Below are 24,283 nucleotides of genomic sequence, written 5' to 3' on the forward strand. Positions count from 1 at the left end.
ACCACGAACAATCAGACCTGTGTTGGTCACCGGGTTGGTTGTCTGTTTCATAGTGTTTCGGTGGTCATAGCGTAGGGGAAACGCCCGGTTACATTTCGAACCCGGAAGCTAAGCCTTACAGCGCCGATGGTACTGCAGGGGGGACCCTGTGGGAGAGTAGGACGCCGCCGAACTCCTTTTAGAGCTCTGGCTCTTGGGCACAGCCCGAGAGCCAGAGCTTTTTTGCGTTGAGGTAAGGTCAGTGAGCATCATTGACTCGTTTCCCACCAGGAGGCCCCCGCGTGGAGGTCCAGGAGACCCGCGTGCAGACCGACCGGGTCCTCACCATCCCGAACATCCTGAGCATGGCGCGCCTCGCCGGCGTGCCCCTCTTCCTGTGGCTCATCCTCCGCCCCGAGTTCGGCGGCCCGCAGAGCGACGGATGGGCGTTGTTGGTGCTGGCCCTGAGCGGGGTCACCGACTACCTGGACGGGAAGCTCGCGCGGCGCTGGAACCAGATCAGCAACCTCGGCCGGCTCCTGGACCCCGCGGCCGACCGGCTCTACATCTTGTCGACTCTGGTGGGCCTCACGTGGCGGGAGATTCTGCCACTCTGGTTGACGCTTGTACTTCTTGCCCGTGAGGCGGTCCTGCTCGTGATGGTGGGCATCCTCCGGCGGCACGGCTATCCGCCGCCACAGGTGAACTTCCTGGGCAAGGCGGCCACCTTCAACCTCATGTATGCCTTCCCCCTGCTGCTGCTCAGCGACGGCAGCGGGTGGATCGCGTCACTCGCCGCTGTTTTCGGATGGGCGTTCGCCGGATGGGGTACAACCCTGTACTGGTGGGCAGGTGTTCTCTACGTGGTGCAGGTCCGCCGCCTGGTCCGTGCGGACGCCACCGCCGATTGAACTCGCTGATTGTGCGGCCCCAGTGGCCGGATGGCCCGCGCTGGAAAAGTGCGGGACCCTGGACGGGTGAAGTCGGCTTAACCGTCGTCTCTTAGAGGAGGACGCTTCCGACATGAAGGCCGTCGTGATGGCTGGAGGCGAAGGCACCCGCCTTCGTCCCATGACCTCGAGCATGCCCAAGCCGCTCCTGCCGGTGGCCAACCGGCCGATCATGGAGCATGTGCTGCGGCTGCTGAAAAGGCATGGGCTCAACGAGACCGTCGTCACCGTTCAATTCCTGGCCTCGCTGGTCAAGAACTACTTCGGTGATGGCGAAGAGCTCGGGATGGAGCTCACTTATGCCAATGAGGAGAAGCCACTCGGTACCGCCGGAAGCGTCAAGAACGCCGAGGAGGCATTGAAGGACGATGCCTTCCTCGTCATTTCCGGCGATGCCCTGACCGACTTCGACCTCACCGATCTGATTAATTTCCACAAGGAAAAGGGTGCGCTCGTCACCGTGTGTCTGACACGCGTGCCCAACCCGCTGGAATTCGGTATCACCATCGTCGACGAAGAGGGCAAGGTCGAGCGCTTCCTGGAGAAGCCGACCTGGGGCCAGGTCTTCTCGGACACCGTGAACACCGGTATCTACGTCATGGAGCCCGAGGTCTTCGACTACGTCGACCCCGATGTGCCCGTGGACTGGTCCGGCGACGTCTTCCCGCAGCTGATGAAGGAAGGCAAGCCCGTCTACGGCTACGTCGCCGAGGGCTACTGGGAGGACGTCGGCACCCACGAAAGCTACGTGAAGGCCCAGGCCGACGTTCTGGAACGCAAGGTGGACGTCGACATCGACGGCTTCGAGATCTCTCCGGGCGTATGGGTGGCCGAAGGCGCCGAGGTGCATGCCGACGCCGTGCTCCGGGGGCCCCTGTACATCGGCGACTACGCCAAGGTCGAGGCCGGCGCCGAAATCCGGGAACACACGGTCGTCGGCTCCAACGTCGTCGTCAAGAGCGGCGCCTTTCTCCACAAGGCCGTGGTGGCCGACAACGTGTACGTCGGCCCGCAGAGCAATCTGCGGGGCTGTGTGGTCGGCAAGAACACCGACATCATGCGTGCCGCGCGGATCGAGGACGGCGCGGTCATCGGCGACGAATGCCTGGTTGGTGAAGAATCGATCATCCAGGGCAATGTGCGGGTCTACCCGTTCAAGACCATCGAGGCCGGAGCCTTCGTCAACACCTCGGTCATCTGGGAGTCCCGGGGCCAGGCGCATCTGTTCGGAGCGCGTGGAGTGTCCGGCATCCTGAACGTGGAGATCACGCCGGAACTGGCGGTACGGCTGGCCGGCGCCTACGCGACCACCCTCAAGAAGGGCTCCACCGTCACCACCGCCCGTGACCACTCCCGTGGTGCCCGTGCGCTGAAGCGGGCGGTGATCTCCGCGCTGCAGGCCAGCGCCATCGACGTACGCGACCTGGAGAACGTACCGCTGCCCGTGGCACGGCAGCAGACCGCGCGGGGCAGTGCCGGCGGGATCATGATCCGGACCACCCTCGGGGTGCCGGACTCCGTCGACATCATGTTCTTCGACGGCCAGGGCGCCGACCTGTCGCAGGGCAGCCAGCGGAAGCTCGACCGGGTGTTCGCGCGGCAGGAGTACCGGCGCGCGTTCCCCGGCGAGATCGGGGACCTGCACTTCCCGTCCAGTGTGTTCGACTCGTATACCGGATCGCTGCTGCGGAACGTCGACATCACGGGGATCGCGGACTCCGGCCTCAAGGTGGTCGTCGACGCCTCCAACGGCAGCGCGGGGCTGGTGCTGCCCAGTCTGCTCGGCAAGCTCGGTGTCGACTCGCTGACCATCAACCCCGGACTCGACGAGTCCAGGCCGACCGAGACCGGCGATGTGCGGCGGTCGGGGCTGGTGCGGCTCGGGGAGATCGTGGCGTCCTCGAGGGCGGCCTTCGGGGTGCGGTTCGACCCGGTCGGTGAGCGGCTGTCGCTCGTCGACGAGAAGGGCCGCATCATCGAGGACGACCGGGCGCTGCTGGTGCTGCTCGACCTGATCGCGGCCGAGCGGCGCAGCGGACGGGTCGCCCTGCCTGTGACGACCACCAGGATCGCCGAGCAGGTCGCCGCTTACCACGGCACCCAGGTGGAGTGGACGACCACCTCTCCGGACGACCTCACGCGGGTCGGAGGCGAGGAAGGGGCCATCTTCGGCGGCGACGGCAAGGGCGGCTTCATCGTCCCCGAGTTCAGCAGTGTCTACGACGGTACGGCGGCGTTCGTGCGGTTGATCGGGCTCGTCGCGCGGACGCAGCTCACGCTGAGCCAGATCGACGCGCGGATCCCGCGGGCGCACGTCCTCAAGCGCGATCTGGCGACTCCGTGGGCCGTCAAGGGTCTTGTGATGCGGCGCGTCGTCGAGGCCGCCGGGGACCGCTCGGTCGACACGACCGACGGGGTGCGCGTGGTGGAGACCGACGGGCGCTGGGTGATGGTGCTCCCCGACCCGGCGGAGGCGGTGACCCATCTGTGGGCCGAGGGTCCCGACGACGCCTCCGCGCAGGCGCTGCTCGACGAGTGGGCCGCGGTGGTGGACAGCGCCGGCCGGTAGAGCACACCGCACGCGTGCGTGCCGGACAAGTGTCCCCAAGGGGGCCTGTCCGGCACGCCGGTGGGGCCGTTCGGAGGTAGCGGCGGCGGCGTGCGACGATGTGCGGCATGCCGCAGCAACCCCCCGCTCGGAGCACATCCACGCGGCCCGCGCGCCCGGACGCGTCCATGTCCTTGCTCACCAACGTCATGGACCACAGCCTCGACGACGGCTACGCCGAGGCGGCCGCGCGGAAGAAGGCCGAGGGCGGCGGCGGTATGCCGAAGACCCTGCGGGCCAAGCTCGGACTGGCCGCGGGCCTGGTGCTGGCGGCCCTGGTCGTCACGGTCGGCGCGGCACAGGCACGGGTCGCCGCCCCCGTGGTCGCCAAGGAGCGCGAGGAGCTGATCGACCGCATAGAGGGGGAGACCTCGGCGGCCGACAAGCTGGAGAAGAGCGTCGACGAGCTGCGCGACGAGGTGGGCGCGCGGCAGCGCGAGGCGCTGGACAAGAGCGGCGCCGGCGACCGCGCCGACCTGGTGGGCATTCTGTCGGGCGCGGTCGAGGTGCACGGACCGGGCGTGAAGCTCGTGGTGAACGACGCCAAGGACGTGGGCACGGGCGGTGACGGGCAGCCGCGCGGCACATCCGGGTTCTCCGACACCGGCCGGGTCCGGGACCGGGACATGCAGCGCGTGGTCAACGGGCTGTGGGAGTCGGGCGCCGAGGCGATCTCCATCAACGGACAGCGACTGACGGCACTGTCGGCGATCAGGGCCGCCGGTGACGCGATACTGGTCGACAACAGGCCGCTGGTGCCGCCGTACACGGTGCTCGCGGTGGGGGACGGCGAGCGGCTGAGCACCACCTTCCAGGACAGCGCCGACGGGCTGTACCTGCATGCCCTTCAGGAGAACTACGGCATCCGGACGGCCATCTCCGTGGCGGACGACCTACGGCTGCCGGCCGCACCGAGTGTGATCGTACGTACAGCACAGCCGATAACCGAGAAGGGCACATCGTGATCGCCGTACTGGGCCTCGTCGTGGGAGTCGTGGCCGGACTGTTGGTCCGGCCCGAGGTGCCGGCGGCCGTGGAGCCCTATCTGCCGATCGCCGTCGTGGCGGCGCTGGACGCCGTCTTCGGTGGTCTGCGGGCCATGCTCGACGGCATCTTCGACGACAAGGTCTTCGTGGTGTCGTTCCTTTCGAACGTGGTCGTGGCCGCGCTGATCGTGTTCCTGGGCGACAAGCTGGGCGTCGGCGCCCAGCTGTCCACCGGTGTCGTGGTCGTCCTCGGCATCCGGATCTTCTCCAACGCCGCGGCGATCCGACGCCACGTCTTCCGGGCGTGAGGCCGATGAGCGACCGCGACGAGCAGTCCGCGAACCGGCTGCGCAAGGAACTGCCCGACGAGGCCCCGCCGCCGCAGGCCGCCCCCGCCGCCGACACTCCCGAGGAGCCCCAGCCGGTGCAGGGCGGGCCGGGCGGCCGGGAGCGGCTGCTCAAGGGCCTGTGGCCGCCACGCCTGACCAGGGCCCAACTCATCGTCGCCCTGCTCCTGTTCGGGCTCGGTTTCGGCCTCGCGGTCCAGGTGGCGTCGAACAGCGAGAGCAACGGCGCGCTGCGCGGAGCCCGGCAGGAGGATCTGGTCCGCATCCTCGATGAACTGGACGACCGTACTCAGCGTCTTGAAGACGAGAAACAGGGCCTCGAGAAGCAGCGCGACGAGCTGGAGAACAGCTCCGACCAGGCAGAGGAGGCCCGCAAGCAGACGCTGGAGAAGGAGCGGCAACTGGGCGTCCTCGCGGGCACCGTGGCCGCGCAGGGGCCCGGCATCACGGTGACGATCCAGGACACGAAGGGAGCGGTCGAGGCCGACATGCTGCTCGACGCGATCCAGGAGCTGCGTGCGGCGGGCGCGGAGGCGATCGAGGTGAACGGTGTGAGGGTCGTCGCCGGCACCTACCTCGCGGACTCCGACAAGTCCGTGAGCGTGGACGGGAACAAGATCAACGCGCCCTATCGTTTCCAGGTCATCGGCAAGCCGCAGGACCTCGAACCGGCTCTCAACATTCCTGGAGGCGTGGTGCAGACTCTGGAAAAGGAACAGGCCACCGTTACTGTTGAGCGGTCGAGCAAGATCGTCGTGGACGCCTTGCGAGCGGCGGAGCGGCCTGACTACGCTCGGTCGTCCTCCCAGTGAACCGGCGGTGCATGGGGGACGTCCGGCGAGGGCATGAGGTTGCGGGGGGTCGGCACACCGATTGGGTGGTGCGTGGTGGAAACTGTCTGGTGGAGACGGACGTTGTGAAGATGTCCGGGTCGGTCAGTACGGTCAGTCAGGGTTCGTCCTGCCCCACGGGCGGGTCTGTTTCGGTCAAGGGGAATCGCCCGTGAAGTTGTTTGCGAAGTTGTTCGGCAAGAGCGCGCGAGAGGGCAGCGACAATGCGACCGCTCGCCATCGCGCCCAGCCCGACGCGGAGGGCCGACGCCCGATGTTCCGGGACCAGGTGGGTGGTCCGGGCGGTGACATTTCCGGTGGTCAGGGCGCGCCGTCTGTTGACCCTGCACAGTCCGGCGGCATAGGTTTCGGGCAACCGTCAACCTCAGGTACGGGTGGAGGGTTTACCTCTGATCCGTACGCGTCGAACGCCCCGGCGGGGCAGCCGCGGCAGGAGGATCCGTCCATGTCGGCCCTGGTGTGTACGAGGTGCGGTAACCGCAACGCGGAGAACAGCCGCTTCTGCTCCAACTGCGGCGCGCCGCTGCGTGCCGGCGCGGTTCCGGAGCGTGCCTCCGAGACGACCTCCACGATCTCCATCTCCGGCCTGGAGGCGTACGACGCCGAGGTCACCGGTCAGACCGCGGTCCCGGCGCTCTCGCCCGAGGCGCAGGCGGCCGTGGACGCGCTGCCGCTCGGCTCCGCGCTCCTGGTCGTGCGCCGTGGTCCGAACTCGGGCAGCCGCTTCCTGCTGGACGGCGAGCTGACCACCGCCGGGCGTCACCCGCAGAGCGACATCTTCCTGGACGACGTGACGGTCTCGCGCCGGCACGTGGAGTTCCGCCGCAGTTCGGACGGTTCCTTCACGGTCGCCGACGTGGGCAGTCTGAACGGCACGTACGTCAACCGGGAGCGCATCGACCAGGTCGCCCTGTCGAACGGTGACGAGGTGCAGATCGGCAAGTACCGGCTGGTGTTCTACGCGAGCCAGCGGGGTTACTGACCCGAACCTCCAGGGAAGGTCCATGCTGCATACACCGAGCGGCGGTGCCGGTCACGGCGCCGCCGCCACGGACAGTGGGCTGATGAGCATCGGCACGGTGCTGAACGTGCTGCGTGACGAGTTCCCCGACATCAGCATCTCCAAGATCCGCTTCCTGGAGTCCGAGGGCCTCGTCGAGCCGCGGCGGACCCCGGCCGGGTACCGCAAGTTCAGCGCACACGACGTCGAGCGTCTGGGCCGGGTGCTGCGGATGCAGCGGGACCACTATCTGCCGCTCAAGGTGATCCGCGAGCATCTGGACGCCGTGGAGCGCGGTGAGGCGGTTTCGCTGCCCACGGTCGGCCGGCAGCGGGACGGGGAGGCCGCACCGGAACCCGTCGAGAGCCCGACCGTCGCCCGGATCGGACGGGACGAGCTGCTCGCCGCGGCCGGGATCGACGACCAGGAGCTGAAGGAGTGGGAGTCCTACGGGCTCCTCGCCCCCCTGCCCGACGGGGCGTACGACGCCGAGGCGGTCACCGTGGCGTCGCTGGTGACGCAGCTCGGGCGCTTCGGGATCGAGCCGCGGCACCTGCGGGTGATGAAGGCCGCCGCCGACCGGGACGCCGGGCTCGTGGACCAGGTGGTCGCCCCGCTGAAACGACACCGCAACCCCCAGACCAGGGCACACGCGGAAGCACGTACCAAGGAGCTGGCGGGCCTCGCGGTGCAGCTGCACGCGGCGCTGGTACAGACCGCGCTCGGCGTGCGGCTTCCGTGAAACACGCCTGTTCGGAGCCCCGGATCGCCCAGCCGATCCCGGCCCGACTACCCAAACGTCCCGGGCACGGCCTAGGGTTGCTGTGTGAACGAGCTCGATGTCGTAGGTGTCCGGGTCGAGATGCCCTCCAACCAACCGATCGTGCTGCTGCGCGAGGTGGGAGGCGACCGCTACCTTCCCATCTGGATCGGACCGGGTGAGGCGACGGCGATCGCCTTCGCCCAGCAGGGCATGGCTCCGGCACGGCCGCTGACCCACGACCTGTTCAAGGATGTGCTGGAAGCCGTCGGCCAAGAGCTCACCGAGGTACGCATCACCGACCTGCGCGACGGGGTGTTCTACGCCGAGCTGGTCTTCGCCAGCGGCGTCGAGGTCAGTGCCAGGCCCTCCGACGCCATAGCGCTGGCCCTGCGCACCGGAACGCCGATCTACGGCAGCGACACGGTCCTCGACGACGCCGGCATCGCGATCCCGGACGAGCAGGAGGACGAGGTGGAGAAGTTCCGCGAGTTCCTCGACCAGATCTCGCCGGAGGACTTCGGGACGAGCAACCAGTAGGGTTTCCCCGAAACAGGGCACGCGAAACCACTCGTAGGGTGATTATCACTCGGCGTGCCGAGTGTGGCGATCGTTGACGCACCCTTGGTGACTGCCTACCTTCGAGGAGGCAGGTCAAGGACGGAGGTCGGCGTGAGAATCAGCGGCGACGGTACGGCTGGGGGTGGCCCCGGGCACGGTCTCGGGGTGAGTGGTCCGTACCCTCCCCAGGGCTCTCGGCTCCGCACGGGCGGGGGGTACGCCCAACAGGCCGGCGCGCCCGATTCCGCTCCGCAGCGGCCGGCCGCCGTGCCGACCAGCGGAGGGGCGGCGTCCATGACGTCCGAGCAGATCGGCTACCGCGGGCCGACGGCCTGTGCGGCCGCCGGCATCACCTACCGGCAGCTCGACTACTGGGCCCGTACGGGGCTCGTGGAGCCCAGTGTGCGTCCGGCGCACGGCTCCGGGACGCAGCGCCTGTACAGCTTCCGCGACGTGGTCGTGCTGAAGATCGTCAAACGCTTCCTCGACACCGGGGTGTCCCTCCAGAACATCCGGACCGCCGTCCAGCACCTGCGGGAGCGCGGCTTCCGTGACCTGGAGCGGATGACGTTGATGAGCGACGGTGCCACGGTCCACGAGTGCACCTCGCCCGACGAGGTGCACGCCCTGCTCCAGGGCGGCCAGGGCATCTTCGGGATCGCCGTCGGCGTGGTGTGGCGGGACGTGGAGAGCGCGCTGTCCCAGCTGCACGGAGAACGGATCGACACGGGGGAGACCCTGGTCGGGCCCAATCCGGCGGACGAGCTGGCGCGACGCCGCAACAGGGCGGTCTGAGCGGCGCGCCGGTCCGCCCGGCGCGCGCGGCGCGGACCGGCCGGTGGCGGCCGCATTGTCAGTGGCGTAGGGCAGCATCGGAGATGTGAGAACCGCGCCCACGATCCTGCATCTCGACATGGATGCCTTCTTCGCCTCGGTGGAGCAGGCGTCCAAGCCGAGTCTGCGCGGGAAGGCCGTGGTGGTGGGCGGCCTGGGGCCGCGAGGCGTGGTCGCCACCTGCTCGTACGAGGCGCGGGTCTTCGGCGTCCACTCGGCGATGCCCATGGGCCAGGCCAGGCGGCTCGCGCCCAACGCCGCGTATCTCGTCCCGCGCTTCGAGCTGTACCGGTCGATCAGCGAGCAGGTGATGCGGCTGCTCAGGGAGTTGTCGCCGCTGGTGGAGCCGCTGAGCCTGGACGAGGCGTTCGTGGACCTGGAGGCCGGCGGGACGGCCTGGGACGCGGCGTCGGCACGGCTGACCGGGACGAAGCTGCGCACCGACATCCGCGCCGTCACCGGCCTCACCGGATCGGTGGGACTGGCCGCCTCCAAGATGCTGGCCAAGATCGCCTCAGAGGAGGCCAAGCCCGACGGGCTGGTCCTGATCCCGCCGGGGACGGAGCGGGCCATGCTGGAGCCCATGTCCGTGCGGACCCTGCCCGGCGTGGGCCCGGCGACGGGCGACCACCTGCGCCGGGCCGGCATCACCACGGTCGGGGAGCTGGCCGAGGCGGGCGAGGACGAGCTGGTACGGCTGGTGGGCAAGGCGCACGGACACGGCCTGTACGCCATGGCCCTGGCGCTCGACGAGCGGCCCGTGGTGGCCGAGCGGGAGACCAAGTCCGTGTCGGTCGAGGACACCTACGACGTGGACATCCACGACCGGGTGCGGGTCGGTGTGGAGGTGGGCCGGCTGGCCGACCGTTGCGTGCGCCGGCTGCGCGCGTCGGGGCTGTCCGGGCGGACCATCGTGCTCAAGGTGCGCAGGTACGACTTCTCGACGTTGACGCGCTCCGAGACGCTGCGCGGGCCCACGGACGACCCGGGGGTGGTGCGGGAGGCCGCCGCCCGGCTGCTGGACTCGGTGGACACCACGGGCGGTGTGCGGCTGCTCGGGGTCGGCGTCAGCGGCCTGGCCGACTACACGCAGGAGGACCTGTTCGCGCAGGCGGCGGGGGGCGGGGCCGAGGAACCGGCCGAGGAGCCCGCGGCCGAGCCGGACGCGGAGCACCGCCCGGCACCCGCGGAGCGCCGCTGGCCGTCGGGGCACGACGTGCGGCACGCGCGGTTCGGGCACGGCTGGGTGCAGGGCAGCGGGCTGGGGCGGGTCACCGTGCGCTTCGAGACGCCGTACTCGCCGACCGGGCGGGTACGGACCTTTCCGATGGACGACCCGGAGCTGACGCCGGCGGATCCGCTGCCGCTGGTTCCGTCCGACTCGCGAAGACCCGGCGAAGGCCCTGCCAGACCGGTGGCCGGCTAGCCGTCCTCGTTGCCCTTGCCCGCCAGCCTGCCGAAGTCGTGGTCGGGCAGCGGGGGAGCGGGGGCCACGTCGAGACCGTAGTGGTGGTACAGCTGGAGTTCCTGTTCCGGCGAGAGGTGGCGGCCGACGCCGAAGTCCGGTGCCTCCTTGATCAGGGCCCGGTCGAAGGGCACGCGCAGGGCTCCCTCGACCAGCTCGCTGGGCTCCAGGGGTACGAAGGCGTCCCTGCTGAAAAGGCCGGTGCGGATGGCCGCCCATTCGGGCACGCCGGTGGCATCGTCCAGATACACCTCGTCCACGGTGCCGATTCTGGTGCCGTCGCGGTCGAACGCCTTGCGGCCTATCAGGTTCCGCGGGTCGATGTCAGTACGCACGGGCCCTCCACTTGGTCGCACTGGGGTCGCACACCAGCCGCCGAATCATCAGTAAGTACTACAAAAAACTACATATGGCCGGTCGGCCACTCGAAGGTCCGTGCGGCGGGCTCGCTGGTACGCTGGCAAACGGCTGCTGACCCCGCGCGGGAGAGTCCTCCGGACACCATCGGAGGCGCCGAAGGAGCAAATCCTCCCCGGAATCTCTCAGGCTCACGTACCGCACGGACGAGGTCACTCTGGAAAGCAGAGCGGGTGTCGACGGCGTCCGCTCTCACCGACGGTGAAAGCCGGGAAGCCTTCGGGGCGCCCCGGTGAAGCTCTCAGGTTGAGATGACAGAGGGGGAGGCCGTCCGGGTACCCGCGCCGTGGTGCCCCTCGAAGGTCGTCAGACCAGGAGGCCTCCGCAATGACCGCCCACCGCATTCCGCTCACCGAACTCGAACAGGCAGCGCCGTTCGAGCAGCGCCACATCGGCCCCGACCACGAGGCCCGGGCCAAGATGCTCGCGCAGGTCGGTTACGGTTCGCTCGACGAGCTGACGGCCGCCGCGGTGCCGGATGTGATCAAGAACGCCGACGCGCTGGACCTGCCCGGCGCCCGCTCCGAGTCCGAGGTACTGGCCGAACTGCGCTCGCTGGCCGACCGCAACCAGGTCCTCGACTCCATGATCGGCCTCGGCTACTACGGCACCTTCACCCCGCCGGTCATCCTGCGCAACGTCATGGAGAACCCCTCCTGGTACACCGCGTACACGCCGTATCAGCCCGAGATCTCCCAGGGCCGCCTGGAAGCCCTGCTCAACTTCCAGACCATGGTCGCCGAGCTGACCGGCCTGCCCACCTCCGGTGCCTCGCTGCTCGACGAGGGCACCGCCGCCGCCGAGGCGATGGCGCTGTCCCGGCGCATGGGCAAGAACAAGAAGGGCCTCTTCCTGGTCGACGCGGACGTGCTGCCGCAGACCGTCGCCGTGATCCGGACCCGCGCCGAGCCGACCGGCGTCGAGGTCGTCGTCGCCGACCTGAGCGAGGGCATCCCCGCCGAGGTGGCCGAGCGGGAGATCAACGGCGTCCTGATCCAGTACCCGGGCGCCTCCGGTGCCGTCCGCGACCTCAAGCCCGTCATCGACCGGGCGCACGAGCTCGGCGCGCTCGTCACCGTCGCCGCCGACCTGCTCGCCCTCACCCTGCTCACCTCGCCCGGTGAGCTGGGCGCGGACATCGCCGTCGGCACCACCCAGCGCTTCGGTGTGCCCATGGGCTTCGGCGGGCCGCACGCCGGCTACATGGCCGTGCACGAGAAGTTCGCGCGCAGCCTGCCCGGCCGCCTCGTCGGCGTCTCCGTGGACGCGGACGGCAACAAGGCCTACCGCCTCGCCCTGCAGACCCGCGAGCAGCACATCCGCCGCGAGAAGGCCACCAGCAACATCTGCACCGCGCAGGTGCTGCTCGCCGTCATGGCCGGCATGTACGCCGTCTACCACGGCCCGGAGGGGCTGCGGGCCATCGCGCGCCGCACGCACCGCTACGCCTCGGTCATCGCCGCCGGTCTCGCCGCCGGCGGGGTCGAGATCGTGCACGGCGCCTACTTCGACACGGTTACCGCGCGGGTGCCCGGCCGGGCCGCCGAGGTCGTCCACGCCGCCCGTGACAACGGCGTCAACCTGCGCCTCGTCGATGCCGACCACGTCTCCTTCGCCTGCGACGAGACCACGACCCGCGCCCAGGCCGGCGGGGTGTGGCACGCCTTCGGCGTGGACGGCGACGTCGAGGCGCTGGACGCGGAGACCGAGGAGACGCTGCCCGAGGCGCTGCAGCGCACCGACGAATTCCTGACCCACCCCGTCTTCCACCAGTACCGTTCCGAGACCGCGATGCTGCGCTACCTGCGCCGCCTGGCCGACCGGGACTACGCGCTGGACCGCGGCATGATCCCGCTGGGCTCCTGCACCATGAAGCTCAACGCCACCACCGAGATGGAGCCGGTCACCTGGTCCGAGTTCGGTGCGCTGCACCCCTTCGCGCCCGCCGAGCAGGCGCAGGGCTACCTGACCCTCATCCGCGAGCTGGAGGAGCGGCTCGCCGAGGTCACCGGGTACGACAAGGTCTCGCTCCAGCCCAACGCCGGGTCGCAGGGCGAGTTCGCGGGCCTGCTCGCCGTACGCGGATACCACCGGGCCAACGGCGACGAGCAGCGCACGGTCTGCCTCATCCCGTCCTCCGCGCACGGCACCAACGCCGCCAGCGCGGTGATGGCCGGCATGAAGGTCGTCGTCGTCAGGACCGCCGAGGACGGCGAGATCGACATCGAGGACCTGCGCGCCAAGATCGAGCAGCACCGTGACCAGCTCGCCGTGCTGATGATCACGTACCCGTCCACGCACGGTGTCTTCGAGGAGCACGTCGCCGACATCTGCGGCCGGGTGCACGACGCCGGCGGTCAGGTCTACGTGGACGGCGCCAACCTCAACGCCCTGGTCGGCCTCGCCAAGCCCGGCCACTTCGGCGGCGACGTCTCCCACCTGAACCTGCACAAGACGTTCTGCATCCCGCACGGCGGCGGCGGTCCCGGCGTCGGCCCGGTGGCCGTACGGTCGCATCTGGCGCCGTACCTTCCCAACCACCCGATGCAGCCCGCGGCCGGCCCGCAGACGGGCGTCGGACCGATCTCGGCGGCGCCTTGGGGCTCGGCCGGCATCCTGCCGATCTCCTGGTCGTACGTGCGGCTTATGGGCGGCGAGGGCCTCAAGCACGCCACGCAGGTGGCCGTGCTGTCCGCCAACTACATCGCCAAGCGGCTGGAGCCGCACTTCCCGGTGCTGTACACCGGCCCCGGCGGGCTGGTCGCGCACGAGTGCATCATCGACCTGCGTCCGCTGACCAAGGCGACCGGCGTGAGCGTCGACGACGTCGCCAAGCGGCTGATCGACTACGGTTTCCACGCGCCGACGATGTCGTTCCCGGTGGCCGGCACGCTGATGATCGAGCCGACCGAGTCCGAGGACCTGGCCGAGCTGGACCGGTTCTGCGAGGCGATGATCGCCATCCGCGCGGAGATCGAGAAGGTCGGCTCCGGCATCTGGCCCGCCGACGACAACCCGCTGGGGAGCGCCCCGCACACCGCCGCGGCCCTGGGCGGCGCGTGGGACCACGCGTACACGCGCGAGGAGGCCGTCTTCCCGGCCGGGGTGTCCGCCGCCGACAAGTACTGGCCGCCGGTGCGCCGCGTCGACCAGGCCTTCGGTGACCGGAACCTCGTCTGCTCCTGCCCGCCGCTGGACGCCTACGAGGACTGATCCCCTAGTACGCCCAGTACGACGAGAGGCTCCGTGCCGGCCCATCGGGTCGGTACGGAGCCTCTTGTCGTGTCACGTGGTCGCGAGCGACACCTCCGTCGACTTGATCAGCGCGATGACGGGAGCGCCGACGGACAGGCCCAGGTCTTCGGCGGCCTCCTTGGTGACGACGGCGGTCAGCGCGGCGCCCTCGACGGCGATCCCGACGGACGTCATCGCGCCGCCGGTGGTGAGCGCGGTGATGGTGCCGGGCAGCCTGTTGCGGATCGACAGGCCCTCGACGCGCCCGGTGGCCAGCGCGACCTCCGTGGACTTCACGAGGGCCCGGACGGCGGTCCCGGCGGCGAGCGCCAGGTCCTCGGCCGCGTCCCGCGTGATCGCCGAAGTGAGGTCCTGGCCGCCCAAGAGGCGGACCTTGACCGTCGCCATGGCCTCGCCCGGGGTGACGGCGGTGACGGTGCCGGGGAGTTGGTTGCGGATGCTCAGGCTCATGGGCGCACCGTAGCCCTGAGGTGGGGGCTGTGCCGGGTGCCTCGAGCGTTGGGTATGACGCGATATAGCGCTAGTATGTCGCGTGGCGGGGTGCGTACGGGATGCCCCCGGGGAGATCGGGGTGGAGCGATGTCGGTACAGCCCTCAGCGGGAGGTGGAACGCTCGCGTTCCGGGCTTCGCACGCGGACCGTGACAGTGCCGTGGACGTGCTGAGCGCCGCCGCGGGCGACGGCATGCTGACCGCCGAGGAGTTGGACGAGCGGGTCGGGGCGGCACTCTCCGCACGCACGCTGGGCGAGCTGGCCGCGCTGACGGCCGACCTGCCGGTGGCGCGGGACGGACAGTTGTTGGCCGAGGCCAAGGACGTCGTCCGTATCGAGCAGGAGGGGGCGTCCACTCGGAGGGGTGAGGGCTGGGTGGTGCCGCGGCGGATGGAGATCCGGTCGGACTGGGGAGAGGTGACGCTCGACCTCGCCCGAGCGGTGATCACCCACGGCACCCTCCACATCGACCTGGCCCTGCGCGGTGGCACGCTGAAGCTCGTGACGCGGCCCGGCATCGTGGTGGACACCGACTCACTGGTCGCGAGCTACGCCAAGGTGAAGGTGGCTCGGACGGCCGACGCCGGGACCCCCGTGACCCTGCGGGTGCAGATAGCGGGAGAGGTCAGCTTCGGGCAGGTCGTGGTGCGCGCGCCGCGTCGGCGGTTCGGACGGAAGGCGTAGCCGGAGGCGCCGGGAAGGGGGAGCCCATGACCGCGTCGGCACAGCGGACTACGCGGAGTGATCAGCCCTGGACGCACGTCGGGGCCGGTTCACAGCCGTGGCTGCGGGCCGGCCCCATGATTCGCCGGCCGGAGTGACCTCACCCCGGTCGGCGGGTGCTCAGGCGGCGGCGATCAGACCCGCGCCGACAGGGCGGTGCGGGGCGATGATCTGGCCGTCCGGCAGAAGCTCACCGGTGTCCTCGAAGAGGACGACGCCGTTGCACAGCAGGCTCCAGCCCTGCTCCGGGTGGTGCGCCACGAGGCGGGCGGATTCCCGGTCGGCGGAGTCGGCTGACGGGCACGGTGGCTGGTGCTGACACATGAGTGGGGTCTCTCGGTCTGTGGTGATGGATGAGTTCGCTGTCTTGTCTGTCCCGCGGCGTGAAGCGTTGTTCATGGCCGCCCCCCGTATGTTTAAGTCGGTCCGAACCCAGTGTTGCCCCACGGGCGTCGATCCGCAGGTATTTCGCAGCACCGCTTCTCACAGGTCGATGACGCATCACCCGCGCGGACGGTTCAGCTCAACTGGACTGTCACTTCGGGTGGTTCGGCATGGCCGAATGAGGCTAGTCCGCGCGGGTGGGTGCGAGGCGGGTCAGGCGGGCGAGCTGAGCAGCCCCGTCGGCGTGACCCGGTGCGTGAGGACCGGCAGCAGCTCGGCGACCCGGTGCGGACGGTGGGCCGCGATGCCCGGAGGCGCGGGAGCCAGCGGTACCAGCAGGTCGGTGGCCGCGGGGTGGCCGGCGGCGGCGTCCGCGGCGCAGTCGCCGTGCAGCCACAGCGTGAGCATGTACAGCTCGGGAACCGACAGCAGACGCGGCTGGTAGGACTGGGGCACCGACTCGGCCTGCCGCAGCGCGCGTTCGGTCGAGGCGACGTAGGGGCCCTCGAAGAAGTGCGAGAACGCCCAGCCGTCCGGCGTCAGCATGGTCTCCGCGGCCGCCACCGCCCGGTCGCCGCAGCGGATCAGGAACCGCCACCCGGTCAGCCGCGTCGCCGTCGCGCCGTCCGCCGTCACCCGGTCCAGGACGTGCACGGGCAGCGGCAGTTCGGGCGCGACGGGGCCCTGGGCGCCGAGCAGCGCGGGAGTCCGGGCCTCCCGGACCGCGGTGGGCGAGGAGAGGGCGGTGAGGACGGAGCGCAGGGCGGGCGCGGGGGCCGGCGGGACACGCAGGGGCATGGTGGGTCGCCTCTCATTCGAAGGCACGGTGGCGCGAGGGCGGAGCGGGGCGGACGACGCTGTCAGCTCACGTGGCTGGGGAGGCAGGGGCCGGGGTCCGGGAACCGAGAAGGGGGTGAGGTCTGCCGCGTGTCAGCTCGACGGCGACATCCTTCGACCGTGGGCGCCGGTCTTCTGCCTTGTCTGCGGAGTTTATACGACATGTGTTCAGACTGTGTTTCGGCTAGCCGATTCCGGCAACCAGTACAAGGTTGTATTCGGCCGTCGGCATGCGGGATTTCTCCGGATTTCCAGGCCGGTGTACGACGATGACCTCGGGGAATGTTCACCGAGCGGTCGGCCAATTGTCGTCGGCGTTTTTCACGAGTTACCGGACCCGGAAACTGCTCCACGCGCCATGCCTGGTGAATGTGCCACCGGTCACATCGGCACAGCGTAGCGGGTGCCGGGCCGCCGTGGGGACGTTATCGATCGCTTCGGCTGGGCATCATCCAACCTGACCGGCCACCGGCGGCCGGATCTTCGACTACCGCTCTCAGAAGGGACGCTTCCATGGGGGAGAAGGTCGCGGCAGGTCAGTTCGACCTGTCCGATCGCCAGCGCTACCGCGAGAAGCTACAGCGGTGCCTGACGGGTCTGGAGCGGCTTCTGGCGGAGAAGCGGTTCGACGAACCGAAGAACCTGATGGGGCTGGAGATCGAATTGAATCTCGTCGGTGCCGACGGGATGCCGAAAATGTTGAATGCGCAAGTCCTCGAACGCATCGCGAGCCGGGACTTCCAAACAGAACTCGCCATGTTCAACCTGGAAGTCAACATCGCTCCCCACCGCTTGGGCGGCCGGGTATTCGACCGGCTCGCCGAGGAGATCCGTACGTCTCTGGCATATGCGGACCGCAAGGCCGGCGAGGTCGACGCGGGAATCGCGATGATCGGAATTCTGCCGACCCTGGACCGGGACGATCTCGTTTCCTCCAATCTCTCCGCCGTAGACCGCTACGCCCTGCTCAACGACCAGATCGTGGCCGCCCGCGGCGAGGACTTCACCCTCGACATCGAGGGGGTGGAGCGTCTGACCTGCACCTCCAAGTCCATCGCGCCCGAGGCCGCCTGCACCTCGGTGCAACTGCACCTCCAGGTCACCCCGGACCGCTTCGCCGACGTGTGGAACGCGGCGCAGGCGGTCACCGCCGCGCAGATCGCCGTCGGCGCCAACGCGCCTTTCCTGTTCGGCCGCGAGCTGTGGCGCGAGTCGCGCCCTCCACTGTTCCAGCAGTCCACCGACACCCGCCCGCCCGAGCTCCAGGCCCAGGGCGTCCGGCCGCGCACCTGGTTCGGGGAGCGCTGGGTGACCTCGGCCTACGACCTGTTCGAGGAGAACCGGCGCTACTTCCCCGCGCTGCTGCCGATCTGCGACGACGAGGACCCGCTGGAGGTCCTGGACGCCGGCGGTGTGCCCTCGCTCGCCGAACTCGTCCTGCACAACGGCACCGTCTACCGCTGGAACCGCCCCGTCTACGACATCGCCGACGGCGTCCCGCACCTCCGGGTGGAGAACCGCGTCCTGCCCGCCGGACCCACCGTCACCGACGTCATCGCCAACGCGGCCTTCTACTACGGTGTGGTGCGCGCGCTCGCCGAGGAGCCCCGGCCGGTGTGGACCCGGCTGCCGTTCGAGGCCGCCGCCGCCAACTTCGAGGCCGCGTGCCGGCACGGCATCGACGCCCGCTTCGAGTGGCCCCGCCGCGGCCGGCTGGGCGGCACCATCGAGGTCGACGCCGCCGTCCTCGTACGCGACGAACTGCTGCCGCTCGCCGAGGCGGGGCTGGACGCGTGGGGTGTCGAGCCCGCCGACCGGGACCTGTACCTCGGTGTGATCGAGGAGCGGTGCCGGCGCCGGGTGAACGGCGCGTCCTGGCAGGCGGCCACCTTCCACCGGGCGCTGGAGGCGGGGCTGTCCCGGGAGGACGCGCTGGCCGCCACGACCCGCCGCTACGTCGAGCTGATGCGCGAGGGCGATCCCGTGCACCTGTGGCCGGTGGGCCTCCCGGAGCCGGCGCCGCTGGGCTGACCCACACCGGGTCGACGCCGGGTCGACGCCGGGTCGGCCCCGGGCCCCGCCGCGCACCGTCTCATACTGATCGGGCAAGCTGTGACGTCACAGCTGGAGGCAGGTGTGCATGGCGGAGGCGGGCCCGGTGGACGATTCGTTCCCTCACAAGCCGGTCGTCGGGGAGCAGGTCCCCCCGGAGCGGCTCTCACGGCGGACCCTGCGTGACGAGACGCTGCTGGTCCTGGCGCTGTCGCTGGGCGCGAGCGGGGTGTCCGCCCTCATCAGTTTCATCGGCTCGGTCACCCGGCCCGGCGGGCTCAAGGACCAGGCGGCCACCCTCAACGCCTCCGCGGCACCCGGCCGTCCCTGGCTGGACCTGGCCTGGCAGCTCTTCGGCATCACCACGGCCCTCGTCCCCGTCGCCCTCGTCGCGCACTTCCTGCTCCGGGAGGGCAGCGGCCTGCGAGCCCTCGGCTTCGACCGCACCCGGCCGTGGCCCGACCTGGGCCGCGGGGCCGCCGTCGCCGCCGCCATCGGCAGCACCGGGATCGCCTTCTACCTGGCCGCCCGTGGCCTCGGCTTCAACCTCACCGTGGTGCCCGAGGCCCTGCCCGAGGTGTGGTGGAAGTACCCCGTACTGATCCTCTCGGCGGTGCAGAACTCCGTCCTGGAGGAGGTCATCGTGGTCGGCTATCTGCTGCGCCGGCTCGACCAGCTCGGCTGGAGCGCGGGCGCCTCGCTGGCGGCCAGCTCGGTGCTGCGCGGGTCGTACCACCTCTACCAGGGCATCGGCGGCTTCATCGGCAACATGGTGATGGGCGTCGTCTTCGTGTACCTGTACCGCCGTTGGGGGCGCGTGGGGCCGCTGGTGGTGGCGCACTCACTGCTCGACATCGGGGCCTTCGTCGGCTACGCGCTGCTGGCCGGGAAGGTTGACTGGCTGCCGACGGCGTGAACGCGCGGGGCGGGGAACGGCGTGCGCGTCCCGGGTCGCGTGGCGCGTGACAGTACCCGCCCCGCCCCGCCGACCGCTCAGGCCAGCAACTCGCCCTCGATCACCGTCACCGCGCTGCCGCTGAGCAGCGTGCGCTCGCCCCGCAGCTCCGTGCGGACCCGGCCGGAGCGGGGAGAGGCCTGGAGCCCGGTGAGGGCGGGCCGGCCAAGGCGCTCGGACCAGAAGGGCGCGAGGGCCGTGTGGGCACTGCCGGTGACCGGGTCCTCGTCGATGCCGACGTTCGGGAAGAAGCAGCGGGAGACGAAGTCGTATCCCTGCGTGGGATCATCCGCGCGGGCGGTGGCGATGATGCCGCGCGCGGAGTGGGCGCCCAGCGCCTTGTGGTCCGGCGTCAGGCCGCGCACGGTGCGCTCGTCGGCGACCTCGACCAGCAGGTCGCCGATGTTCGGCCCGGTGTCGAGGACGGTGAGGGGCTCGGCGCCGAGGGCCTCGGCGACGCCCTCCGGGGTCTCGACCGGAGTCAGCGGCGCGGTCGGGAAGTCCAGGGTGACCGACCCGTCCTCGCGGGGTGTCGCCACGAGCACGCCGCTGCGGGTGGCGAACCGCACCGGGCCCTCGTGGGCGCCGGTGGTGAGCAGCACGTGGGCCGTGGCGAGGGTCGCGTGGCCGCACATCGCGACCTCGGTGGCCGGCGTGAACCAGCGCAGTGCCCAGTCGGCCTCGCCGCCCTCGGGCAGGGGGTGGGCGAACGCGGTCTCGGCGTGATTGACCTCCAGGGCGACCCGCTGCAGTCGGTCGTCGTCCGGGAAGGCGTCGAGGAGCAGGACCCCGGCGGGGTTGCCGGCGAAGGGCCGGTCGGTGAAGGCGTCGACGATTCGGATACGCATGCCCCGACGCTAGACGCCGCGCGGCGCCGCGGACCAAGGCCAATCGCCGGTCGCTGGACCGGGTTCGACGTCGATCGTGGGCCGGGTGCGGGATACCCGCCCGTTCAGCCGGCAGACCTCGCTCAGCGCTACGGGGCTTGCTCTGCGATACGTTCCGATATATCGTTGAGGTATCGCGACAGATCAACGACTGAATGGAGTGATTGCGATGCATACCCACGGATACGAGCGTGGACATGGTGGACACGGCCGCGGAGAAGGCGGCCCCTACGGCCGCGGCGGCTTCGACGGCCGGCGTGCGGCCTTCGGTCCCTTCGGGCCGGGTGGTCCCGGCGGCGGCCCCGGTGGTCCCTTCGGGCCGGGCTTCGGTCACGGCGGCCCCTGGGGCGGCCGAGGGCGCGGCGGTCCCAGGGGAAGGGCACGGCGAGGCGACGTGAGGGCGTCCATCCTGGCCCTCCTGAAGGACCGGCCGATGCACGGTTACGAGATGATCCAGGAGATCGCCGAGCGCAGCGGCGGGGCGTGGAAGCCCAGCCCCGGTTCGGTGTACCCCACCCTCCAGCTGCTGGAGGACGAGGGTCTGATCGCCAGCGAGAGCGAGGGCGGCAAGAAGCTCTTCGCCCTCACCGAGGAGGGCCGCGCCGCGGCCGAGGAAGGCCCCGACGCACCCTGGGAAGAGGCCTCGCGGGGGGTCGACTGGGAGGCCCTGAACGACATCCGGCAGGCCGGGTTCGGGCTGATGGAGGCGTTCGGCCAGGTCTGGAAGACCGGCAGCAAGGAGCAGCGGGAGAAGGCGCTCGCCGTCATCGGTGACGCCCGCAAGAAGCTGTACCTGATCCTCGCCGACGAGGACTGACGGCGCGCGGCCAGGGCGAAACGGCTTGATCTCATCCGTAAGGAGGAGATTCCGGCCGGGCGGGTCCACTCTGTGTGGGACGCCGAAATGCTCCCCCTCGGGGATGACTCGCTCGGCTGGGGCTGGTGAGCTGGGAGATGTGCAACCCCGTATCCCCCGGCAGTCGGCCGGCGAGCAGGACGGCCGGCGCCCGGACGGCACCGACCTCGATGACCGGTTCACCGCGGAACTGGCGTCGGCGGTCTCCGGCGCCCGCCGCAGGGCGGTGCGGGACGGTGACCGGCAGGTCGACACGGCCCATCTGCTGCACTCCCTCCTGGAGTCCGACGGCGAGGTCCGGGCGGTGCTCGGGGACGGGCCCCGGATCGCCCGGCTGCTCGGCTACCTCGTACAGCGCAGCATCGGCTACGGCCTGCGCTGGCAGAGTGCCGTCGAGGACTCCGGTGCCGTCCCCCTCGTGACCGGCGTCGCGGGGTTCTCGCCGCTGGCCGCGGCGGCCATGGAGGAGGCCGGCGCGCGTGCCGCACGGCGCGGGACCGTCCGGGCCTGCGGTGTCGACCTGCTCGCCGCCCTGGTCGCGGACCCGCAGGCGCGCGCCGTCGAGGTCCTGGCCCGCGCGGCCGTCGAGCCGCGCACGGTGGTCGCCGACGTGGAGCGGTACTTCGAACCGGCGTCCTGAGCCCCGAGGTTCGGCTCCTCGGCCCCACGCGTCGCCGGGCCGCCCTTCCGGCCCGTCCCGCCCCCACACCCACCACCGGCCCGCCCCGGACGTCCAGTCGGTGAGACAGGTGTCATTGGGGGTGACGGTCATGTCGACCCCTGTCATCATGTGCCGGTGCATACGTCTGACAGCGCTGGCGGCAGCCGCGGCAAGGGCACCGGGCTCGGCCTGGCGCTCGCGTCCGCGGTCGCCTTCGGCGGTTCCGGAGTCGCGGCCAAGCCGCTCATCGAAGCGGGCCTCGACCCGCTCCACGTGGTCTGGCTGCGCGTGGCAGGCGCCGCCCTGGTGATGCTGCCGCTCGCCGTGCGCCATCGAGACCTGCTGCGCCGCCGCCCCGGACTGCTCGCCGGGTTCGGCCTGCTCGCCGTGGCCGGTGTGCAGGCCTGCTACTTCGCGGCCATCTCCCGCATCCCCGTAGGCGTCGCCCTGCTCGTCGAGTACCTGGCGCCCGCCCTGGTCCTGGGCTGGGTCCGGTTCGTGCAGCGGCGGCCGGTGACACGGGCCGCGGCACTCGGCGTGGTCCTCGCGGTCGGTGGTCTCGCCTGTGTGGTGGAGGTCTGGTCGGGCCTGCGCTTCGACGCCGTCGGACTGCTGCTCGCGCTCGGCGCCGCCTGCTGCCAGGTCGGCTACTTCGTCCTGTCCGACCAGGGCAGCGACGCCGGTGACGAGGCCCCCGACCCGCTCGGCGTGATCGCCTACGGCCTGCTCGTCGGGGCCGCCGTGCTCACCGTCGTGGCCCGCCCCTGGTCGATGGACTGGTCCGTCCTCGGCCACACCGCCCCCATGGACGGCACCCCGGTCGCCGCGGCCCTGCTGCTCGCCTGGATCGTGTTCATCGCCACGGTCCTCGCCTACGTCACCGGCGTGGTGGCCGTGCGCCGGCTGTCTCCGCAGGTCGCCGGCGTCGTGGCCTGCCTCGAAGCGGTCGTCGCGACCGTCCTGGCCTGGGTGCTGCTCGGCGAGCACCTCTCCGCCCCGCAGATCGTCGGCGGCGTCGTGGTGCTGGCCGGCGCCTTCATCGCCCAGTCCTCGACGCCCGCCAAGGGCTCCGCGGAACCGGTGGCGAGCGGCGGGGAGGAAAGGGAGTTGTCCCGGCGGGGAACGGCGGCCTAGGGTGCGGATCATGCACTCCGACGCACTCGTCCTCCCGCCTCCGGCCGCCTGAGGCGGGCCCCTGTGACGAGCCCGGCGCGTGGTCGCCGGGCCGGACGGTGCTGCCCGCAGACGCAGTCCTCGCGCCCCCGGTCGTTCCGGGGCCGCTCCGAACTTCCGCGCCTCGTGCGCGTCTGCGGAGAGAACTCGTGTCGAATGCCGTCTCCGGCCTGCCCGTCGGGCGTGGCCTCATCTATCTGATCGTCGCCGGTGTCGCCTGGGGCACCGCCGGTGCCGCCGCCTCGCTGGTCTACCGGTCCAGCGACATGGGGCCCGTCGCCCTGTCCTTCTGGCGCTGCGCGGTGGGACTCGTCCTGCTGCTCGCCGCCCGCCCGCTGCGTCCCCGTGTGCGGAGGGCGGCCGTGTCCGAGCTGTTCGCCCGCAAGGCACGGCGGGCGCTCGTCACCGGCCTCGGGCTCGCGGTGTTCCAGACCGCCTACTTCGCCGCGGTGCAGTCCACCGGGCTGGCCGTGGCCACCGTCATCACGCTGGGCGCCGGGCCGGTGCTGATCGCGCTCGGCGCGCGCCTCGCCCTCGGCGAACACCTCGGACTGGGCGGTGCCACCGCTGTCGTCGGCGCGCTCGCCGGGCTCGTCGTGCTCGTCCTCGGCGGAGGGAGCACGACCGTCCGCCTGTCGGGCGTGCTCCTCGCGCTGCTGTCCGCCGTCGGATACTCGGTGATGACACTGCTCACCCGCTGGTGGGGCCGCGACGGCGGGGCGGACGCCGGCAGCACGTCCGTGGGGGCCTTCGCCGTCACCAGCCTGTGCCTGCTGCCGCTCGCCCTCGCCGAGGGGCTGCTGCCGCACACCGCCGAACCGGTCCGGCTCGGGTGGCTGCTGGTGTACGTCGCCGCCGTGCCGACCGCCCTCGCCTACGGGCTCTACTTCGCCGGAGCGGCCGTGGTCCGGTCCGCCACCGTCTCCGTGATCATGCTCCTGGAGCCGGTCAGTGCGGCGGCGCTCGCCGTCCTGCTGCTCGGGGAGCACCTCACGGCGGCGACCCTGGCCGGCACGCTGCTGATGCTCGGCTCGGTGGCGGGGCTCGCGGTGGCCGAGACGAAGGCGGCACGGACGCGACCGGCGCCCGCCTGAGGGACGGGGGCCGCTCGACGGGAAAGCCCGCCTGAGGAAACGTGGGGGCGCGCGACGCGAGCGGCCCCCCCGGCGGGCGGGCCGCGCCGCCCGGGCCATCCCCCCCCGCCCGGGCGGGTGCGCGCCGGGCCCCGGCGCACCCCCGGCGCCCCGCCG

General features: G+C 70.9%; 21 protein-coding genes, 1 rRNA gene, 2 pseudogenes and 1 riboswitch. Of the genes and pseudogenes, 19 read left to right on the forward strand and 5 right to left on the reverse strand.

Annotated elements, in window-relative coordinates; all coding sequences use genetic code 11:
- Window positions 1-56 precede the first annotated feature (56 nt).
- From rrf to ACFWR9_RS37170, 11 genes and pseudogenes are all read left to right on the forward strand, one after another.
- Window positions 57-173: ribosomal RNA gene (rrf, locus tag ACFWR9_RS37120) — 5S ribosomal RNA — on the forward strand.
- Between the two features lie 108 nt (window positions 174-281).
- Window positions 282-890 (forward strand): CDP-alcohol phosphatidyltransferase family protein, encoded by a 609-nt coding sequence (locus ACFWR9_RS37125; RefSeq protein ID WP_383850463.1) that lies wholly within the window; start codon window positions 282-284, stop codon window positions 888-890.
- Window positions 891-1,002: 112 nt separating this feature from the next.
- Entirely contained in the window at window positions 1,003-3,498 is a 2,496-nt protein-coding gene (locus tag ACFWR9_RS37130) for a mannose-1-phosphate guanyltransferase (RefSeq protein WP_161327925.1), read from the forward strand.
- 167 nt (window positions 3,499-3,665) lie between these two features.
- Window positions 3,666-4,502, forward strand: a complete 837-nt coding sequence (locus ACFWR9_RS37135) for a DUF881 domain-containing protein (RefSeq protein WP_383850465.1) — start codon at window positions 3,666-3,668, stop codon at window positions 4,500-4,502.
- A complete protein-coding gene (locus ACFWR9_RS37140; protein ID WP_003977440.1) occupies window positions 4,499-4,831 on the forward strand; it encodes a small basic family protein in 333 nt (110 codons plus the stop codon). The genes ACFWR9_RS37135 and ACFWR9_RS37140 overlap by 4 nt, the downstream gene beginning before the upstream one ends.
- Window positions 4,832-4,836: 5 nt before the next feature.
- Window positions 4,837-5,682 (forward strand): DUF881 domain-containing protein, encoded by an 846-nt coding sequence (locus tag ACFWR9_RS37145; protein WP_383850468.1) that lies wholly within the window; start codon window positions 4,837-4,839, stop codon window positions 5,680-5,682.
- Window positions 5,683-5,743: 61 nt separating this feature from the next.
- Window positions 5,744-6,703 (forward strand): FHA domain-containing protein, encoded by a 960-nt coding sequence (locus ACFWR9_RS37150; RefSeq protein WP_383850471.1) that lies wholly within the window; start codon window positions 5,744-5,746, stop codon window positions 6,701-6,703.
- A gap of 22 nt (window positions 6,704-6,725) precedes the next feature.
- A complete protein-coding gene (locus ACFWR9_RS37155) occupies window positions 6,726-7,463 on the forward strand; it encodes a MerR family transcriptional regulator (protein ID WP_383850474.1) in 738 nt (245 codons plus the stop codon).
- An 84-nt stretch (window positions 7,464-7,547) separates the two neighbouring features.
- Window positions 7,548-8,021, forward strand: a complete 474-nt coding sequence (locus ACFWR9_RS37160; protein WP_030189411.1) for a bifunctional nuclease family protein — start codon at window positions 7,548-7,550, stop codon at window positions 8,019-8,021.
- 132 nt (window positions 8,022-8,153) lie between these two features.
- Window positions 8,154-8,837, forward strand: coding sequence for a MerR family transcriptional regulator (locus ACFWR9_RS37165; RefSeq protein WP_383850477.1), 684 nt, complete (start codon window positions 8,154-8,156; stop codon window positions 8,835-8,837).
- An 85-nt stretch (window positions 8,838-8,922) separates the two neighbouring features.
- A pseudogene (locus ACFWR9_RS37170) lies at window positions 8,923-10,383 on the forward strand (DNA polymerase IV).
- Here the strand turns inward: ACFWR9_RS37170 and ACFWR9_RS37175 are convergent.
- Window positions 10,314-10,676: pseudogene (locus ACFWR9_RS37175) on the reverse strand (PRC-barrel domain-containing protein); the annotation flags it as partial. The pseudogenes ACFWR9_RS37170 and ACFWR9_RS37175 overlap by 70 nt on opposite strands.
- Window positions 10,677-10,813: 137 nt before the next feature.
- Window positions 10,814-10,909, forward strand: a riboswitch (glycine riboswitch).
- Window positions 10,910-11,085: 176 nt separating this feature from the next.
- Between ACFWR9_RS37175 and gcvP the strand changes: the two are divergent.
- A complete protein-coding gene (gene gcvP / locus ACFWR9_RS37180) occupies window positions 11,086-13,971 on the forward strand; it encodes an aminomethyl-transferring glycine dehydrogenase (protein ID WP_383850479.1) in 2,886 nt (961 codons plus the stop codon).
- 72 nt (window positions 13,972-14,043) lie between these two features.
- Here the strand turns inward: gcvP and ACFWR9_RS37185 are convergent, their stop codons facing one another.
- On the reverse strand, window positions 14,044-14,463 hold the full coding sequence (locus ACFWR9_RS37185) for a molybdopterin-binding protein (RefSeq protein ID WP_383850482.1): 420 nt from the start codon (window positions 14,461-14,463) through the stop codon (window positions 14,044-14,046).
- Window positions 14,464-14,592: 129 nt separating this feature from the next.
- On the opposite strand from ACFWR9_RS37185, the gene ACFWR9_RS37190 reads away from it, so the two are divergent.
- The gene (locus tag ACFWR9_RS37190; RefSeq protein ID WP_383850484.1) at window positions 14,593-15,189 is read left to right on the forward strand and encodes a DUF1707 domain-containing protein; all 597 of its coding nucleotides are present in this window, start codon (window positions 14,593-14,595) and stop codon (window positions 15,187-15,189) included.
- A 159-nt stretch (window positions 15,190-15,348) separates the two neighbouring features.
- Here ACFWR9_RS37190 and ACFWR9_RS37195 read toward each other — a convergent pair whose 3' ends face one another.
- Together ACFWR9_RS37195 and ACFWR9_RS37200 are read right to left on the reverse strand one after the other, a co-directional pair.
- Complete coding sequence (locus ACFWR9_RS37195) at window positions 15,349-15,552, reverse strand: DUF5999 family protein (RefSeq protein ID WP_376355883.1); 204 nt, start codon at window positions 15,550-15,552, stop codon at window positions 15,349-15,351.
- A gap of 273 nt (window positions 15,553-15,825) precedes the next feature.
- Window positions 15,826-16,410 carry a hypothetical protein gene (locus ACFWR9_RS37200; protein WP_383850487.1) on the reverse strand — a complete coding sequence of 195 codons (585 nt, stop codon included), beginning with the start codon at window positions 16,408-16,410 and terminating at the stop codon, window positions 15,826-15,828.
- Between the two features lie 552 nt (window positions 16,411-16,962).
- Here ACFWR9_RS37200 and ACFWR9_RS37205 point away from each other — a divergent pair.
- Together ACFWR9_RS37205 and ACFWR9_RS37210 are read left to right on the forward strand one after the other, a co-directional pair.
- Complete coding sequence (locus ACFWR9_RS37205) at window positions 16,963-18,480, forward strand: glutamate--cysteine ligase (RefSeq protein WP_383850490.1); 1,518 nt, start codon at window positions 16,963-16,965, stop codon at window positions 18,478-18,480.
- 109 nt (window positions 18,481-18,589) lie between these two features.
- Window positions 18,590-19,417, forward strand: coding sequence for a CPBP family intramembrane glutamic endopeptidase (locus ACFWR9_RS37210; RefSeq protein ID WP_383850492.1), 828 nt, complete (start codon window positions 18,590-18,592; stop codon window positions 19,415-19,417).
- A gap of 77 nt (window positions 19,418-19,494) precedes the next feature.
- On the opposite strand, the gene ACFWR9_RS37215 is transcribed toward ACFWR9_RS37210, so the two are convergent.
- Window positions 19,495-20,304: a PhzF family phenazine biosynthesis protein gene (locus ACFWR9_RS37215; RefSeq protein WP_383850494.1), complete on the reverse strand. Its 810-nt coding sequence runs from the start codon at window positions 20,302-20,304 to the stop codon at window positions 19,495-19,497.
- 208 nt (window positions 20,305-20,512) lie between these two features.
- On the opposite strand from ACFWR9_RS37215, the gene ACFWR9_RS37220 reads away from it, so the two are divergent.
- From ACFWR9_RS37220 to ACFWR9_RS37235, 4 genes are all read left to right on the forward strand, one after another.
- Window positions 20,513-21,160 (forward strand): PadR family transcriptional regulator, encoded by a 648-nt coding sequence (locus ACFWR9_RS37220; RefSeq protein WP_383850497.1) that lies wholly within the window; start codon window positions 20,513-20,515, stop codon window positions 21,158-21,160.
- Window positions 21,161-21,299: 139 nt separating this feature from the next.
- The gene (locus ACFWR9_RS37225; protein WP_383850499.1) at window positions 21,300-21,839 is read left to right on the forward strand and encodes a Clp protease N-terminal domain-containing protein; all 540 of its coding nucleotides are present in this window, start codon (window positions 21,300-21,302) and stop codon (window positions 21,837-21,839) included.
- Between the two features lie 150 nt (window positions 21,840-21,989).
- Window positions 21,990-22,994: a DMT family transporter gene (locus ACFWR9_RS37230; protein WP_383850501.1), complete on the forward strand. Its 1,005-nt coding sequence runs from the start codon at window positions 21,990-21,992 to the stop codon at window positions 22,992-22,994.
- A 188-nt stretch (window positions 22,995-23,182) separates the two neighbouring features.
- Complete coding sequence (locus ACFWR9_RS37235) at window positions 23,183-24,127, forward strand: DMT family transporter (protein ID WP_383850504.1); 945 nt, start codon at window positions 23,183-23,185, stop codon at window positions 24,125-24,127.
- Window positions 24,128-24,283: the final 156 nt, after the last annotated feature.

It is taken from the genome of Streptomyces sp. NPDC058534 (assembly GCF_042717365.1).
GTDB lineage: Bacteria > Actinomycetota > Actinomycetes > Streptomycetales > Streptomycetaceae > Streptomyces.

Excerpts from the sequence above, each read along its gene's own strand:
- gcvP (WP_383850479.1), top strand. The coding sequence starts at position 11,086 with ATGACCGCCCACCGCATTCCGCTCACCGAACTCGAACAGGCAGCGCCG.
- ACFWR9_RS37195 (WP_376355883.1), bottom strand. The coding sequence starts at position 15,552 with ATGTGTCAGCACCAGCCACCGTGCCCGTCAGCCGACTCCGCCGACCGG.
- ACFWR9_RS37215 (WP_383850494.1), bottom strand. The coding sequence starts at position 20,304 with ATGCGTATCCGAATCGTCGACGCCTTCACCGACCGGCCCTTCGCCGGC.
- ACFWR9_RS37220 (WP_383850497.1), top strand. The coding sequence starts at position 20,513 with ATGCATACCCACGGATACGAGCGTGGACATGGTGGACACGGCCGCGGA.
- ACFWR9_RS37210 (WP_383850492.1), top strand. The coding sequence starts at position 18,590 with ATGGCGGAGGCGGGCCCGGTGGACGATTCGTTCCCTCACAAGCCGGTC.
- ACFWR9_RS37190 (WP_383850484.1), top strand. The coding sequence starts at position 14,593 with ATGTCGGTACAGCCCTCAGCGGGAGGTGGAACGCTCGCGTTCCGGGCT.
- ACFWR9_RS37185 (WP_383850482.1), bottom strand. The coding sequence starts at position 14,463 with ATGAGCCTGAGCATCCGCAACCAACTCCCCGGCACCGTCACCGCCGTC.
- ACFWR9_RS37135 (WP_383850465.1), top strand. The coding sequence starts at position 3,666 with ATGTCCTTGCTCACCAACGTCATGGACCACAGCCTCGACGACGGCTAC.
- ACFWR9_RS37205 (WP_383850490.1), top strand. The coding sequence starts at position 16,963 with ATGGGGGAGAAGGTCGCGGCAGGTCAGTTCGACCTGTCCGATCGCCAG.
- ACFWR9_RS37130 (WP_161327925.1), top strand. The coding sequence starts at position 1,003 with ATGAAGGCCGTCGTGATGGCTGGAGGCGAAGGCACCCGCCTTCGTCCC.
- ACFWR9_RS37145 (WP_383850468.1), top strand. The coding sequence starts at position 4,837 with ATGAGCGACCGCGACGAGCAGTCCGCGAACCGGCTGCGCAAGGAACTG.
- ACFWR9_RS37200 (WP_383850487.1), bottom strand. The coding sequence starts at position 16,410 with ATGCCCCTGCGTGTCCCGCCGGCCCCCGCGCCCGCCCTGCGCTCCGTC.
- ACFWR9_RS37155 (WP_383850474.1), top strand. The coding sequence starts at position 6,726 with ATGCTGCATACACCGAGCGGCGGTGCCGGTCACGGCGCCGCCGCCACG.